Origin of the sequence: Ornithinibacillus sp. FSL M8-0202, assembly GCF_037975285.1 — a bacterium.
Lineage (GTDB): Bacteria > Bacillota > Bacilli > Bacillales > Amphibacillaceae > Ornithinibacillus > Ornithinibacillus massiliensis.
In genome coordinates, this window is sequence record NZ_CP150248.1 from 1,260,351 (window position 1) to 1,276,430 (window position 16,080).

Annotated in this window: 11 protein-coding genes; all 11 read right to left on the reverse strand. The window is 38.8% G+C overall.

The features are described from left to right. Positions 1-62: 62 nt before the first annotated feature. The gene (pruA, locus tag MKY78_RS06500) at positions 63-1,610 is read right to left on the reverse strand and encodes an L-glutamate gamma-semialdehyde dehydrogenase (protein WP_339217033.1); all 1,548 of its coding nucleotides are present in this window, start codon (positions 1,608-1,610) and stop codon (positions 63-65) included. Positions 1,611-1,761: 151 nt separating this feature from the next. Next, positions 1,762-2,880, reverse strand: a complete 1,119-nt coding sequence (locus tag MKY78_RS06505) for a CamS family sex pheromone protein (RefSeq protein ID WP_339217034.1) — start codon at positions 2,878-2,880, stop codon at positions 1,762-1,764. Positions 2,881-2,894: 14 nt separating this feature from the next. Beyond that, complete coding sequence (ligA, locus tag MKY78_RS06510) at positions 2,895-4,904, reverse strand: NAD-dependent DNA ligase LigA (RefSeq protein WP_339217035.1); 2,010 nt, start codon at positions 4,902-4,904, stop codon at positions 2,895-2,897. Positions 4,905-4,920: 16 nt separating this feature from the next. Further along, the gene (pcrA, locus tag MKY78_RS06515; protein WP_339217036.1) at positions 4,921-7,209 is read right to left on the reverse strand and encodes a DNA helicase PcrA; all 2,289 of its coding nucleotides are present in this window, start codon (positions 7,207-7,209) and stop codon (positions 4,921-4,923) included. A 105-nt stretch (positions 7,210-7,314) separates the two neighbouring features. After that, a complete protein-coding gene (locus tag MKY78_RS06520) occupies positions 7,315-8,004 on the reverse strand; it encodes a heptaprenylglyceryl phosphate synthase (protein WP_339217037.1) in 690 nt (229 codons plus the stop codon). 258 nt (positions 8,005-8,262) lie between these two features. Continuing rightward, positions 8,263-9,459, reverse strand: a complete 1,197-nt coding sequence (locus MKY78_RS06525; RefSeq protein ID WP_339217038.1) for a class I SAM-dependent rRNA methyltransferase — start codon at positions 9,457-9,459, stop codon at positions 8,263-8,265. Between the two features lie 204 nt (positions 9,460-9,663). Beyond that, entirely contained in the window at positions 9,664-9,960 is a 297-nt protein-coding gene (locus MKY78_RS06530) for a YerC/YecD family TrpR-related protein (RefSeq protein ID WP_339217039.1), read from the reverse strand. 11 nt (positions 9,961-9,971) lie between these two features. Continuing rightward, the gene (locus tag MKY78_RS06535; protein WP_339217040.1) at positions 9,972-11,042 is read right to left on the reverse strand and encodes a DUF3048 domain-containing protein; all 1,071 of its coding nucleotides are present in this window, start codon (positions 11,040-11,042) and stop codon (positions 9,972-9,974) included. Between the two features lie 60 nt (positions 11,043-11,102). Beyond that, complete coding sequence (locus MKY78_RS06540; RefSeq protein WP_339217041.1) at positions 11,103-12,836, reverse strand: adenine deaminase C-terminal domain-containing protein; 1,734 nt, start codon at positions 12,834-12,836, stop codon at positions 11,103-11,105. Between the two features lie 415 nt (positions 12,837-13,251). Next, a complete protein-coding gene (gene purD / locus MKY78_RS06545; RefSeq protein ID WP_339217042.1) occupies positions 13,252-14,511 on the reverse strand; it encodes a phosphoribosylamine--glycine ligase in 1,260 nt (419 codons plus the stop codon). Between the two features lie 15 nt (positions 14,512-14,526). Continuing rightward, a complete protein-coding gene (gene purH, locus MKY78_RS06550; RefSeq protein WP_339217043.1) occupies positions 14,527-16,056 on the reverse strand; it encodes a bifunctional phosphoribosylaminoimidazolecarboxamide formyltransferase/IMP cyclohydrolase in 1,530 nt (509 codons plus the stop codon). Positions 16,057-16,080 lie beyond the last annotated feature (24 nt).

A 16,080-nucleotide genomic window follows, 5' to 3' on the forward strand; every position in this document is an offset into this window, starting at 1 on the left:
CTAAATTTCATAGGCCTGTAAAAAAAGCCTCTTTCGGCTAATGGAAAGAGGCTTCATGATTATTATAACATTTCAGAAGTTGTTTTACCTTGCATGTGTTGGATTAGATAGTCTGGGCCACCTGCTTTTGAATCTGTACCTGACATATTAAATCCACCGAATGGTTGGTAACCAACGATTGCAGCAGTACATCCACGGTTGAAGTATAAGTTTCCAACATGGAAGTCTCTGCGTGCTTGTTCTAGATGCTCACGATTATTCGTGATTACAGCACCAGTTAGTCCAAATTCTGTATTATTAGCAATCTCGATTGCTTCTGTGAAATCTTTTGCTTTTGTTAGACCAACAACTGGTCCAAAGATTTCTTCTTGCATGATACGAGCTTTTGGATCAAGATCAGCAATTACAGTTGGGTTAATAAACCAGCCTTTAGAATCATCACCAGTACCACCAACTAGTAAATTCCCTTCTTCTTTACCGATTTCAATGTATTTCATAATCTTATCATAAGAACCTTGGTCAATAACCGGTCCCATGTATAGATTTTCAGTTGGATCACCAACAGTTAATTTTTTTGTTAATTCAACAATACGATCTTTGACTTGCTCATATGCATCCTCATGAATGACTGCTCGAGAGCATGCAGAACATTTTTGTCCTGAGAAGCCGAATGCAGATTGTACAATAGATTGAGCTGCTAGTTCAAGATCAGCTTCTTTATCTACCACAATCGTATCTTTACCACCCATTTCTAGGATAGTACGTTTTAACCAAATTTGACCTGGTTGAATTTTCGCTGCGTTTTCAAAAATATTTAGTCCAACTTCACGTGAACCTGTGAAACTAATAAAGCGCGTACGTGGGTGATTAACTAAGTAATCTCCTACCTCACTACCAGGACCAGGAATGTAGTTAATAATACCTGCTGGCATACCAGCTTCTTCAAGTACTTCCATAAATTTATAAGCAATTACTGGTGTTACACTTGCTGGTTTTAATAATACTGTATTACCAGTTACCATCGCAGCAACTGCAGTTCCTGCCATAATTGCAAATGAGAAATTCCAAGGAGAAATAACTAGTCCTACCCCTAATGGAATGTAATCAAAACGGTTATGCTCGATAGGACGGCTATTTACTGGCATACCATCTTTTAGTTTAAGCATTTGACGACCATAAAACTCTAAAAAGTCGATGGCTTCTGCAGTTTCACCATCTGCTTCCTTCCAAGGCTTACCAGCTTCTTTTACAAGATGTGCATTGAATTCATGCTTGCGACGACGAACAATAGCAGCTGCACGGAACAAGATATCTGCACGGAACTTAGGATCAGAAATTCTCCAGTAATTTTGGAATCTTTCATCAGCAACTTTCATTGCTTTTTCTGCTAGTTCTTGATTAGCTTTTGATACATACCCGATTACTTCCTCTTTATTAGACGGATTGACGGACACAATCTTATCTTCTGTAAAGATGCGCTCTCCACCAATAATGAGTGGATATTCTTTCCCTAGGTCAGCTTCAACCTTTGCAATTGCATCTAGCATTTGTTGCTTATTCTCTTCAACTGTAAAGTCCAAAAATGGCTCATGCTTGTAAGGTACTACCATAAATTAAAACCTCCCATATTGTAATCCAATTTATTCCTACCGTTTTATTAATCTATCTTAGGAGTCTAATATACAATATATCGCAGAAAACGGAGTGGAATATATCCACCCCTTATTCTAACGTAATATCAGCTTTGCTTCAAACATCTTACTAATTGAACATATGAACAGTTGGATTTTGTTCTCCAGCTTCACGATAAATATAGCCCTCTAACCGATCACTTGAGGTTATTTTAATTTCGATATCATAGTTATTTGGAAACTCATCCTTAACCAATCCATACGTATATTGCGCAAATCCGACTATCTCTGCCTTCCCATTGAATTCAATTGGCACTTCAATGGTTAACTTCTGCAATTGTTCATTCACATAAAATCCTTCACCGATATATCCAACATAATTCGGGAAAAAGTCTGCTATATCTTTACCAAATGAATTCACAATTTGGGCATCATCAAAATACTTGTCTTCTGCTTCTCTAGATGGGAATAAAACATATTCTTCATCAATCATTCCCCAATCATTAATCTTCCTATCGCCTTCTTTAACATACGTTTTCGCAACAAAGTTCCCTGGTACTGCTGAACCCTGTTTCTCTTCGCGATAGATAGCAAACATAATGGGTACATTTTGAAGACCGTCAATCTCTCTAATCCGTTCTAAAATCGTTTGAGCGAACTTTTCACCCTCTGCTAGCATTGCTTTCTCTGAAATCGGTTCATAATAATATGGTCCGCCTATTTCCATTTGAAAGCGGTACTGGGATTTCATCGCTAAACCAATCGACAACCCTGCCAATTCCGCTGTTTTATCTTCATTTCTCTTTATAAAGTTTTGCTCTAGGATATGCGTTAAATATCTCGGGTTTTCTCGATATTCTTCCTCTTCTGCATTCGTTTTAATTTGTGGATTCAATTCATCAATCCACTCATATACGGTTGTACTATCCAAATATTGACCTTCTTCAAAATAAAATTGACTCGGATCAAAATATTCCTTCGAATGCCTCATTAGCCCTTGTTCCAATTCATCGATATCAAGACGATTATCCGCCATTTGGTGTGTAGTAACCCCTCTTGCTTTACTCGTTCTGTACGGTAAAACTACGCTATACTCTTCATCCGAAAGCTTATAGGTTGGTACAATAGAAGGCTGTCCCGTTGGTTGTTCTTCCGTTTGTAGCAATTCATCGTCCTTATCATTTAAGCCTGGTATACAACTTGTTAACAGAACAAGCATACTTAATAGGAATATACTTATTTTTTTCAAGGTGCCATCCCTCCTTATTCGCCTTCCAGCCTATCAATAAATTCTTCCTCATTCCAAATCGTAATCCCAAGTTCAACTGCTTTATCATATTTCGAACCAGCGTCTTCTCCAGCGACTAGGACATCTGTTTTTTTACTAACACTTCCAGTCACCTTACCACCCAAGGCTTCAATACGCTCTTTCGCTTCTGGCCGTGACATTTGCTCCATTTTTCCAGTTAATACAAACGTTTTACTAGCAAATGGATTTGAATCGAGACTTACTTCAACTCGTTTCGGCCCTTTATATTCCATATTTATTAGAAGCTCTTTTAATTCATTAATTAAAGCAGTCACTTTTTCTTCAGAAAAGTATTGCACTATAGAGTCAGCCATCTTATCGCCAATTTCATCTACAGCGATTAATTCCTCATATGTTGCTTGCTGTAACTTATCCATCGTTTCAAATTCTGTTGCTAACGTTTTCGCTGCCTTAGCTCCGATAAAGCGAATTCCTAGTCCAAATAATAACCGCTCCAGGGAATTTGCTTTGGAGGCTTCAATAGCGCTTAATAGATTATCAACAGATTTTTCACCCATCCGTTCAAGCTTAAGCAATTCTTCCCGTTCTAGACGATAAAGGTCCGCAATTGTATGAATTAATCCTTCACGGAATAATTGGTTAATGACCTTTTCACCTAGACCATCAATGTTCATGGCATTTCTTGATACGAAATGAATTAGACCTTCTTGAAGCTGTGCAGGGCAATTAGGGTTGATACAGCGTAAGGCAACTTCTTCTTCTAATCGCACTAATTCACTACCACATGCAGGACATTTCTCTGGCATATAAAATGGTTGTTCACTTCCAGTACGTTGCTCAGGTAGAACACGAACAACCTCAGGAATGATGTCCCCTGCCTTCTTGATTACGACTGTGTCACCGATTCGGATATCTTTAGCTCGAATTAAGTCCTCATTATGTAAGGAGGCACGTTGAACCGTTGTACCTGCAACTCTTACCGGGTCTAATATCGCTGTCGGTGTTACCACACCAGTACGACCTACACTTAATTCAATATCTGTTAGTCGAGTGACAACCTCTTCAGCTGGAAATTTATAAGCGATTGCCCAACGTGGACTTTTGACTGTAAACCCAAGCTCTTCCTGGATTTGTAAATCATCCACCTTGATAACGATCCCATCAATTTCATATGGTAGATTAGGGCGTTCTGCTGTCCAATACGCTACATAGGCTAACACTTCTTCAATCGTGTCACATTTCTTCCATTCCGGATTGGTTCGGAATCCAAGCTCTTTTAGCTGCTTTAGACGTTCACTGTGAGAGGAGACCTGGTCTGCTTCCCACTCGCCAATCCCATATAAAAACACATCTAAATTACGGGATGCAGCAATTTTCGGGTCTAGTTGCCTTAACGAACCTGCAGCTGCATTTCTCGGATTAGCAAATAATTCTAATCCTTCTTCCTCCCGTTGTTTATTGAGAGCTAGAAACGATTTGTGTGGCATATAAGCCTCTCCGCGAACTTCAATCTTTTGTTTTTCCTTGATTGAAAGTGGGATACTTTTGATCGTTCGGAGATTCGTTGTAATATCTTCCCCTGTTGTCCCATCTCCTCGCGTCGCTCCTCGGACAAACTTACCATCTTCATATGTAAGTGAAATAGCGAGTCCATCTATTTTAAGCTCACAAACAAAGGAAATTGGTTTATCGGTTCCTTGGCTTGCACGACGAGCAAAATCACGAAGATCTTGCTCGTTAAATGCATTACCAAGACTAAGCATAGGAATAGTATGCTGTACCTTTTGAAATCCTTCTAATGGTTCTCCTCCAACTCGTTGGGTAGGAGAGTCACTTGTTATGAATTCCGGAAATTCCGCTTCTAGCGCTTGGAGCTCAGCTAACATTTTGTCATATTCTGAATCCTCAATAGAGGGATTATCTAACACATAATATTCATGTGCATATTGATTTAATAAATTTTTTAAGGACTCTATTTTTTCCTGTGCCGTGGCCTTATCCATTTCCACAAGCACCTCCCTATTGTTCTTTCGTAATTGGTGCAAATTTTGCTAGTAATCGTTTAATACCTGTCGGTGCTGGGAAGGCAACATCCAGTTCCATCTTATCTCCTTCACCTTGAACCTTTACAACGGTACCAACGCCCCACTTCTTATGTGATGCCTTATCCCCGGGCTTCCAAGTTTCCGATTCAGCACCGGTGGTGGATTGAATCCGTTCTGCCTTACGCTTCGGTTGCGCTTGTCCTAACGGCTGGCCAGGTGTCGGTCTCGTTCTAGACGGATTACCAAATGGCGATCTTTCCTGCTTATTAAAATCATTACCAAACGAGCTAGAACCAAACATAGATTGCCTCATCTGCTCTAATCCGTCGATTAGCTCTTCTGGAATTTCATTGATAAATCGACTAACCGGGTTCATATTCGTACGGCCATAAAGTGTACGCATTTTAGCATTGGTTAAGAATAATTGCTTCTCTGCTCGTGTAATCCCTACATAGGCAAGCCTGCGTTCTTCTTCCATTTCTTCATTGTCGAACATCGCACGACTATGTGGAAAGACGTTTTCTTCCATCCCGATTAAGAATACTACTGGAAACTCTAGTCCTTTAGCAGCATGAAGCGTCATTAAGGTTACTTTTTCCTCGTTATCAGGGTCTTCCTCATCCACCCTGTCAATATCAGCAATTAACGCTAAATCGGTTAAGAAGGCTATTAATGTCTTATCCTCACTTGCCTCCTCAAAGTCCTTTGTAACCGTCATAAATTCCTCTAAGTTCTCCAGTCGGCTCTGGGATTCAATGGAACGTTCATTTTTCAGCATTTCTTCATAACCAGATCGTTCTAACACTTGCTGTACCATATCGGTTGCGGTTAAAAATTCTTGTTGTTGATTTAAGGTTTTGATAAGAGTTCCGAACTCTGCAAGTGCCTGTGCAGCCTTTTTGGTCACACCGGTAAAATCAACCACTTCCACCGCTTGATAGAAGGACATGCCATTTTCTGCAGCGTATGCTCGTAACCGGTCGATAGATGTTTTCCCAATTCCACGCTTCGGCTCGTTTACGACACGTTCAAAACTGAGATCATCATCTGGGTTAGTAATTAACCTCAAGTAAGCGATCATATCTTTAATCTCTTTACGGTCATAGAATCGCATGCCACCAACCATCTGGTACGATACGCCAGACTTCATTAAGGTATCCTCAACCGCACGAGATTGCGCATTGGTACGGTAAAGAATCGCAATATCATTTGGTGAGTAGCCCTCTTCACGAACTAACTCACGTATTTTATCTGTAACAAATAAAGCTTCATCCTGTTCAGTGGCACCTTGATAATAATTGATTTTCTGTCCATCAGGATTTTCTGTCCAAAGATTTTTAGGCTTACGTCCTGGATTGTTTGCTATGACTTTATTTGCTGCTTCTAGAATTGATTTTGTAGAACGATAATTTTGCTCGAGGAATACAGTTTTTGCAAGTGGGTAGTCCTTTTCAAAGGTAAGGATATTCGAAATATCCGCACCACGCCAACGATATATAGACTGGTCAGAATCCCCAACCACACATATATTTTGGAATCGATTAGCTAGTTGTTTGACAAGTGTATATTGCGCATGGTTCGTATCTTGGTACTCATCTACGTGAATGTATTGAAATCTCCGCTGATAATATTCCAATACTTCTGGTACACGCTTGAACAAATGAATCGTCTGCATAATTAAATCATCAAAATCTAGTGACTGGTTTTTACGTAGTACTTTTTCATAACCTTCATATACTCGCGCAACCTGTCTATCATAGAAATTACTTGCTTTATTCGAGAATTCTTCTGCCGTAATTAGTTCATTCTTCGCACTACTAATTTGTCCTTGCATAGCACGTGGTTCAAACTGCTTCGTATCTATGTTCAATTCTTTTAATACTTGTTTGATGACAGATAACTGGTCACTACTATCTAATATTGTAAAATTACGACTAAAGCCAATCCGATCAATATCTCGTCGTAAAATTCGTACACACATCGAGTGGAAAGTAGACACCCACATATCGATTGCCTCTGGTCCTACTAGTTTACTAACACGGTCTTTCATTTCACGGGCAGCTTTATTCGTGAATGTAATGGCCAGAATGTTACGTGGTGAAACACCTTTTTCTTCCATTAAAAATGCTATTCGGTGTGTTAGCACACGAGTCTTTCCACTACCAGCACCGGCCATAATTAATAATGGTCCTTCTGTATGTCTTACAGCTTCTTGTTGCTGTTTGTTTAAACCTTTGATTAAGTCATCGATTGCACGACTCATGTTAAAACACCTTCCTTCAAAATCTTTGGCAAGTTAACGTCCTATCCCTATTCCTTCTAACCACCATGGCTTGTATACTTCCAGAAATTCAATAGATAGTACTTATTAGTTACTTTTTACTGCGTAAACTGTTTTTAAAGCTTCCTTCAAATTTGTGTAGATGCTATTGCCAACAACAATTACATCTGCATGATCCTTCATTTCTCTTGCTTGTTCTGGCGTTTCTATTCCGCCTCCATAGAAAAGAAGTGTATTCGTTAACTCTCCACGTACCTTCTGCAATAACTCTGGATTTCCGTATTTTCCACTATATTCTATATAGAATATAGGAAGATGAAACACGTTCTCCGCCATATATGCGTAGGCTACCACATCTTCATCACTCGGTAACTTACAGTTGGCATGCTGGAAGGCTTTTGCCTCTTCATTTAAGATGCAGTATCCTTCTACAAAGATCTCATCCCAATTCATGATATCTTTATATTCTTTAATGGCTTCATGCTGAATATCCATCATCCATTTTTTCTCGGTACTATTCATAACCATTGGAATATAGTAATAATCAAATCCTGGAGTAATAGCCTCCATCGTCGAGATTTCTAAGATAACAGGAACCGTGTACCGGCGTATACTGGATAATAAATCCAACACCCCGTCAAGGGTTACATTATCTGTTCCGCCTACAATAATTGCGTCTGTACCAGATTCGCAAATGAGCTCTAAATCCTCATCATCAATTTCCTTCGCGGGGTCTAGCTTAAATACATGCTTCCATTCTTTCATATTGGTATACAAAGGTCTAATCCTCCATTATTACAAACTTTATCTATCACGCCTTGTAGCAGCTTAATCATAAGATAATAATCATATCGTTTATCTCTATCTTTCCATTAGTTTATTATAGCAAAAAAAAGACTATCACCTGAATGATTTGATAAGTTTTTTTGGTGTAATAAATGAACTGAGCTGAAGTGTTTCAGATGATGTACAATCCCTTCTCAGCAAAGGAAAAACCCTCTAAGTTTAACATGATGCTAACTTAGAAGGTTTTTCCTACTTGATCTTCTTCACAAACACTACCTTCAAATAATTACCTTCTGGATATTCTTTTATAGTACGGAAATCTTCTGGTAGTGAAAATTCCTCCACTATTTTAAAGCGAAACCCTGTTTCTTGAAAGGCTTTTTGGATAAACCCTTTGAACTTATTCATACCAAATGCACTACTATTCGTAGAGGCGACGATGACCCCATTATCTTCTGTTATCGCAATTGCTTCTTTCAGAAGATCTTTATAATGCTTATCTGCACTAAACACATTCTTTTTAGACCTAGCAAAGCTTGGTGGGTCTAAAACTACTAAATCAAACAATAATTGCTTCCTACCAGCATATTTAAAATACTGAAATACATCCTCGACGATAATATCCTGCGCTTCATAATCAATTCCATTTAAGCTGAATTGTTCTATCGTTTTGGGCTTACTACGGTTGGCTAAGTCAACACTTGTCGTTTTAGTAGCTCCTCCTAATGCGGCAAACACAGAAAATGCCCCTGTATAAGAGAATGTATTTAACATATTCGTTCCATTGGCATATTTATCGCGGATTGTTTTCCTTACCTCACGTTGATCTAAAAATACACCTACCATTGCACCTTCATTGAGATAAACTGCAAAGTTAACACCGTTTTCTTTTACGATGATCGGGAACTCTCCACGCTCACCACTAACAAAATCATCATCTTCCATGTATTGTCCTTTAGCATCGAACCGTTTTTTCTGATAGATTCCCGTATAGTCAACAGCGTCTTTTAATGCTTCGATAATAGCATTTCGGAATTGGTAGATACCTTTGCTATACCAATTAATTAAATAGTACCCGTTAAAATAATCAATCGTAATTCCACCTACACCATCGCCTTCTCCATTAAAAACTCGAAAAGCAGTAGTATCTTCATCGGAAAATAAGTTTTTTCTTTTATAAATCGCTGAGGTTATTTTGTTTTTAAAGAAATGCATATCAAATTTCTCATGCTCTTGTTTACTTAGAACCCAGCCATATCCTTTGTTCTGTTTTCCATAATAGCCTTTAGCAATAAACCGATTGTTCTCGTCGACCAATTTGACGATGGTGCCTTCCTCTTTTAAATCCTTTAGATTGCTAATTGCTTCTGATACTATAAGCGGAAATCCGCTCCGATACTTCTTTATAAATTTAGGCTTTATCTTTAAATGAACCGTATCTGCCATTTATTCCAATCCAATCTGTATGTATTTTTTCTTTAGATTTCTTGATTGTATCATACCTCGCGTATGATCTTGCTAAATCTAGTAGGAAACACGCTTTTGCTTTAGTATTTTCCTATTCAACCATATTATGAGGAAGGTTATCCTAACTAAAGTGAAAAAGTCTGCATTCGTTTTTAGAATACAGACTAGTACATTTCACTCTGCTTATTCTTTTTCCATCGTCCGTTCTAGCACCAGCTTATAGCCATCACTACCATAATCAATACATCGTCTTACTCTTGAGATGGTGGCTGTTGATGCTTTTGTTTCTTTTTCAATCGTTTTGTACGTATAACCCTCGGTAAGCATTTTGGCAACCTGGAGTCGTTGAGCTAGGGATTGAATCTCTCCCATCGTTGCAATATCATCAAAGAATTGATAACATTCTTCTCGATCCTTCAATGATAAAATTGCGTCAAATAAATTATCGAGAGCTTCCCCACGTAATTTATCAATTTGCATATTGTTACCCCCTATTCCCTACTCGAAAGTATCGTAACGGAACTCTCCATACCTGGGCTAGTAGGAACTACATTAATCCATGTTTTACCTGGTACAAAGCCCACCACTTCGCCATCTTTAACTGGCACTATCTTTCCATTTCGATTTTCCCATTTAAGCTGTTGGACTTTTCCTTTTTGAATGAGATAAGCATCTCCGCCTGAATAGAAATCAATATCCCTGCGTCCTGCATCATCTATTACTTCATGATGTGTTTCCACAATAAAGACATTATCCACTTGTATTGGCTCATTCGTATTTAACTCTACTGTCATCTCTCTATCATTAAAGCGAGTGTATTTCTCGGTCGTCGCATCATATTTATACTCCACGATTTCCATCGGATTATTAGAGTAGACGATTTCTACCTCATGTGCAGCTTCTCCATGTATTAAATCTACTTCCTCTTCGGTTAAAAATGGCAAGGATTCGTTCTCGGCAGTTACCGCAAAACCATTTTGAGCTGCTACTTGATACACATTATGAAATAACAAATAGGAATTATGTGGTGCTACACGGAATGATTCCCTCTTAAATAATTTACCATCATTATCATAATTTGCTCCATCAAGATGATCGATACCACGATTATCTAGCATATCATTTACAAATTCTGCCGCACCATGATAAATATATAATGCACCATATCGATTTGCAAGGTCGAAATAATATTCACGTGCACTCCGTACGGGACCAACCACTTCTGGCTGTTCACTATGGAATAGTGCTAGAAATCGTGTAATCATGCCCTCAGCAAGAATCTCAAATACAACATCCGCCTGTGAAAGCCCTGATTGTGGACGGGCCTTCGTATGATTATTCACCATAACACCAACTATACGATGATCCACACTGTCATTAGTCGCAATCCCTGTTAATGGAAACTTATTAACATAATGCTTCTCGGACTCTCCTGGTTCGGTTACGGACACTTCCGTATTCTCCTCAGGCTGTTCTTCTGTCTGAGATTTATCTGAATCATCATTACATGCCACTAATAGAATACTAATACTAAAAAGTACTAGTAAAAACAATTTCTTCATATTCCCAACACCTTTTATATAGTCTGTTCTACCTATAATAGTACTTAGTACCATTATATGCTATCGCATGGTTGCTGGGAAGAGTACTTCACGTTTCTTAATATCCATAATCCCTTCTTGGGTAATACGAATGTATGGCAAATGAGTAGAGGATAAAAATAGAATACTGTATATCGGATCATGAAATTGATATCCGAATTCAAGAAGTTTAGCTTTTAACTCCTTCTCCTTTTCGATTAAATCATCCATACTACCAGCAAACATCCTCCCTCCTAATAATAAAGGAAGCTCTGCTACTACTTTGCCTTCTTGCACAAGAACAATCCCGCCACCTAATTCCTTTAGCCGTTTCCATGCAAGTAACATATCCTGTTTATTTTTTCCAATAAAAATTAAATCTCCTGTTTGAGAAAATGAACTAACCAATCCTCCTAGGCTCTTCGTAAAACCTCGTATCGTAGTATTGACCCGCCACTGCCCTTTCTTATCCAATAACAACAAGAAAGCATCATCACGATATTCTGGTAATTCATTTACCGTAATATCAGTTTGAATAGGGTATGGTTTGATGATAACATCATTAATCATATCTAGTCCGATTGGTATCGAAAACTGTAAGTCCCGTAAGTCCATATCCCACTCAAACTGAAGTGGTTTTATTTTATATTTCTCCCAATTAATATAAGAAGGTAATTCTTGCTCTACATTTTCCCTGACAATCCATTTCCCCTTCGCTAGTACACTCTCTGGGTGTGGAATATCCTTTGCTTGTAATATATTAATATTAGCAATTCGCCCCGGCGCTATACATCCTAACTGCTCTTCCAAATGGAAGTGCTTCGCCACATTGAAGGATGCCATTCGATAAGCATCTTCAATAGGCACCCCCTGTTGGATGGCAATTTCAATACAAACATTCATTAATCCATTCTCATAGAATCCTGGCGTTGCCCCATCTGTTGTCATCGTTAACTGTTCGAAGCTCGTTAATCCCGCATTGATTATTTCCTCTAAAAGTTGCGGAAGATCTGGTCGAATTGAAGAATAACGTAAGCCCACCTGATAGCCTAGCTTCAGGCGGTTTATTACATCCTCACCAGAAATAGATTCATGATCTGCCGAAATTCCAAGAAGCTTCATCTTAGTTAACGTATTCTCAGACGCACCCGGAAGATGCCCCTCTACACGCTTTCCTTTTCGCTTCATTTCTTGAATCCAATATAATAATCGATCATCACCATTTAACAGACTTGGCCACCCAGTCAGTTCCCCGCCCTGTAGGACCGATGGGTGATTCAACCAATCTAGCATATCTTCAGTATTGAATAGTTGGTCTTCTTCTAACATAGCTGTTTGGGGGTCAAATCTACTCCACCAATACATAGAAACTGGTAGCTTATCAAAATCACGCAAGATAGAAAACGCTTTCTTTTTTTCTAACAAAAAAAGCCATGATAAATTATCATTAACTAATGTAGTTGTTCCAAATTTTGCAGCATGTTTCGCTAATACTTCAGGATTATATAATTGAAACGGATGAGCATGTGGTTCCATATAACCAGGCACTACATATTTCCCCTTACAATCCACCACTTCTTTTGCCTGTTCAGGAAGCTTATCCCCAACATAAATAATCCGTTCATTATAGATCCAAATGTTCGCTGTTAACCATTGATTTAAGTACATATTTAAATAAGTAGCATTCTTTAGTACTAGTGTTGGTGCTATCTTACCTTCTACTACTTTCACATGCTTACGAAGTTCAAAATTTCTCCAATGTCCATTCTCTAACATAGGCAACTCTCCAAATTTATTCTTTTTCCAATTGTATCACAATTCACGCTTTATTACTGTAAAGTTCTTGTGAATTACAGTGAAAATTTTGTGACAAATTGGAAAAGGGGGGTGGTGTGAGGGAGGTGGATTGGTCTATTGATTGATTAGAGGGGGGCTTGGGATTTTGGGTCGGGTTATTGGGTTGTTCATTTGGGAGGGGATAGCGGACTTGGGGAATCGATTGGGCTAGTCTATTGTTTATTTGGGAGGATTTAGCGGCCTAGTTTATCGATTGAGTCGTTCTATTGTTCAATTAAACTATAATTTTAATTGAACAACGGAACCTTTCAAGCTTTCAATTAAACTGAATTTCAAGCTGGCCCATTCATGTGCTTTCAATCCATATTTTAAACGGAAGACAAAGAAGACACTCTTACGAAAGAGCGTCTTCTTTCATTTCCCCTATATCTGTACGATAGAAAAATCCTTCTAAATCTTTATTTGCCGGTAAGCTTTCATATACTAATTTTCCCGCATTCTCTAAAGTAGTACTTTTAGCGCCAACTAACAGTACTCTGCCTCCGTTTGAGACAAAGCCGTTTTCCGTTTTATCGACACCAGCATAGACAATAAAAGACTCCCCATCTAAATTAGGTAGTAGTACACCTTTTTGATAGGAACCTGGATAGCCATCAGATGCTAGCACCACACCTAAACAGGACTGTTTTTCCCATTCTAGCTGTGGGGGTTCATCATTTAAAACATCTACCAATACCTGTATCAAATCATTTTTCAATAATGGTAATACTACTTGTGTCTCTGGATCACCAAATCTAGCATTAAATTCAATAACCTTTGGACCTTCAGCCGTCATAATAAGACCAGCATATAATATTCCAGTGAAAGAACGGCCTTCTGCAACTAACCCACTTGCAGCCTTTTGAAGAATCTCTTTTGTAGCATAGTTGATAGCTTCTTCTGTTATATCCGGAACTGGGGCATATGCACCCATCCCACCAGTATTCGGACCTTCATCATGGTCGAATGCACGCTTATGATCTCTAGCCGGAATCATCGGATATACTTTTTCTCCATGGACAAATGCCATTAAAGAAAATTCATTTCCCATCAAAAATTCTTCCACTACAACCTTAGCACCAGCTTCAGAGAACGCCTTCGACACTAGCATATCATCAATTGCTTGAATGGCTTGCTTGGTAGTTTCAGCAACGACTACACCCTTTCCAGCTGCTAATCCGTCCGCCTTAACAACAATTGGCGCACCCTGTTCAATTACATATGCTTTTGCTTTTTCTGCATCTGTAAATGTTTCATAGCTCGCCGTTGGGATCTGATATTTCTTCATGATTTCCTTTGCAAAGCTTTTACTTCCTTCAATTAATGCAGCCTCTCTCGTAGGGGCAAAGACGCGTAAGCCTTCCGCTAGAAATTCATTAGCGATTCCATCTAATAACGGATTTTCCGGACCTACTATCGTAAGCTCAATACTATGCTCTTTTGCAAAATGAATCAGTTTCATAGTTTCGGTTTCTTCTATTGGAACACAGGTTGCCACATTTTCCATCCCTGCATTACCAGGTGCAACAAATAACTTATCTATTAATTTACTTTCTGAAAGCTTCATTACGATACTATGCTCACGACCACCACGGCCTATTACAAGAACGTTCATCACCCGGCCCCCTCTTTAATGTTTGAAATGACGCATACCTGTGTATACCATTGCAATACCATGTTCGTTACATACATCAATGGAATCTTGATCGCGTTTAGAACCACCTGGTTGGATAATGGCGGTTACTCCTGCCTTGATTGCTTCTTCTACAGTATCAGGCATTGGGAAAAAGGCATCCGATGCTAACACTGATCCAACCGCCTTATCTCCAGCTTGCTCGATCGCAATACGTGCAGCTCCAACCCGGTTCATTTGTCCTGCCCCAACACCAATTGTTTGATTATCTTTTGCTAAAACAATTGCGTTTGATTTTACGTGTTTAACTGCTTTCCAAGCAAAAAGGAGATTTTGTAGTTCTTCCTCCGTTGGCGCTCTATCGGTTACAACTTCAACGCTTCCTTCGTCTACACTACCAATATCTTTATTTTGAATTAGGACACCGCCATCAACTGTTGTTAGCTTAAAGCTCTCATCCTTCTGAGCCATTTCCATTGTTAATAGACGAATATTTTTCTTTTGCGTTAAGATTTCTAGCGCTTTTTCCGAGAAGCTCGGAGCAATGACGATTTCAAGAAAAATCTCACTTAATTTCTCAGCAGTTTGAGCGTCTACTTCTCTATTCAATGCAACAATTCCACCAAAAATTGAGATTGGGTCAGCATCAAATGCCAGTTGGAACGCTTCTGCAATTGATTCAGCCACCCCAATTCCACAAGGATTCATATGTTTTACAGCAACTGCTGCTGGTAAATCATATTCTGTTAATATTTCCACGGCAGCATTTGCATCTTGGATATTGTTATAGGAAAGCTCCTTACCATGTAATTGCTTAGCTGTGGCCAAACTCATCCCGTTTTGAATTGGATTTTTATAAAATGCAGCATCTTGATGTGGATTTTCCCCATATCGTAGGGATTGAACTTTTTCATATGTAACAGTGTAGGTCTCTGGGAATTTCTCACCAGTTTGTGTTAAAAAGTAATTAGCAATGATTGCATCATAGTTTGTCGTGTGGCGGAATACTTTAGCTGCAAGCTTTTGACGGAATTCCAGATTAATAGAAGCATCCTTAATCCCTTCTAAAATGGGGGTATAATCTTCCGGATCTACCACAACTAAGACGTCCTCAAAATTCTTCGCTGCAGAACGTAACATAGTTGGACCACCAATATCAATATTCTCTATAATTTCTTCCTTTGTAACGCCTTCTGAAACAAGCGTTTGTTTGAAAGGATACAGATTAACGACCACAACATCTATTGGCTCTATCTCATTCGCTTCCATTTGTTGCAAATGATCCGGATTCGAGCGCTTACCTAATAATCCACCATGAACCTTAGGATGAAGCGTCTTCAGACGACCATCCATAATTTCTGGAAAACCAGTAACCTGATCAATGGAAATCGCAGGCACACCAGCATTTTGTAATGTCTTTAATGTACCACCAGTTGAAATAATCTCATAATCCAGTTCAACTAACCCTTGAGCAAACTCTACAATCTTCTGTTTATCTGAAACACTAATTAATGCACGCTTTTTCATAGTTACACTCCTTGCTTCTATCGT

What these genes read in the sequence shown, in the direction of transcription:
- MKY78_RS06530 (WP_339217039.1), bottom strand. Translation starts at nt 9,960, where the DNA reads ATGCAAATTGATAAATTACGTGGGGAAGCTCTCGATAATTTATTTGAC.
- MKY78_RS06540 (WP_339217041.1), bottom strand. Translation starts at nt 12,836, where the DNA reads ATGTTAGAGAATGGACATTGGAGAAATTTTGAACTTCGTAAGCATGTG.
- MKY78_RS06535 (WP_339217040.1), bottom strand. Translation starts at nt 11,042, where the DNA reads ATGAAGAAATTGTTTTTACTAGTACTTTTTAGTATTAGTATTCTATTA.
- pcrA (WP_339217036.1), bottom strand. Translation starts at nt 7,209, where the DNA reads ATGAGTCGTGCAATCGATGACTTAATCAAAGGTTTAAACAAACAGCAA.
- ligA (WP_339217035.1), bottom strand. Translation starts at nt 4,904, where the DNA reads ATGGATAAGGCCACGGCACAGGAAAAAATAGAGTCCTTAAAAAATTTA.
- pruA (WP_339217033.1), bottom strand. Translation starts at nt 1,610, where the DNA reads ATGGTAGTACCTTACAAGCATGAGCCATTTTTGGACTTTACAGTTGAA.
- purD (WP_339217042.1), bottom strand. Translation starts at nt 14,511, where the DNA reads ATGAACGTTCTTGTAATAGGCCGTGGTGGTCGTGAGCATAGTATCGTA.
- purH (WP_339217043.1), bottom strand. Translation starts at nt 16,056, where the DNA reads ATGAAAAAGCGTGCATTAATTAGTGTTTCAGATAAACAGAAGATTGTA.
- MKY78_RS06525 (WP_339217038.1), bottom strand. Translation starts at nt 9,459, where the DNA reads ATGGCAGATACGGTTCATTTAAAGATAAAGCCTAAATTTATAAAGAAG.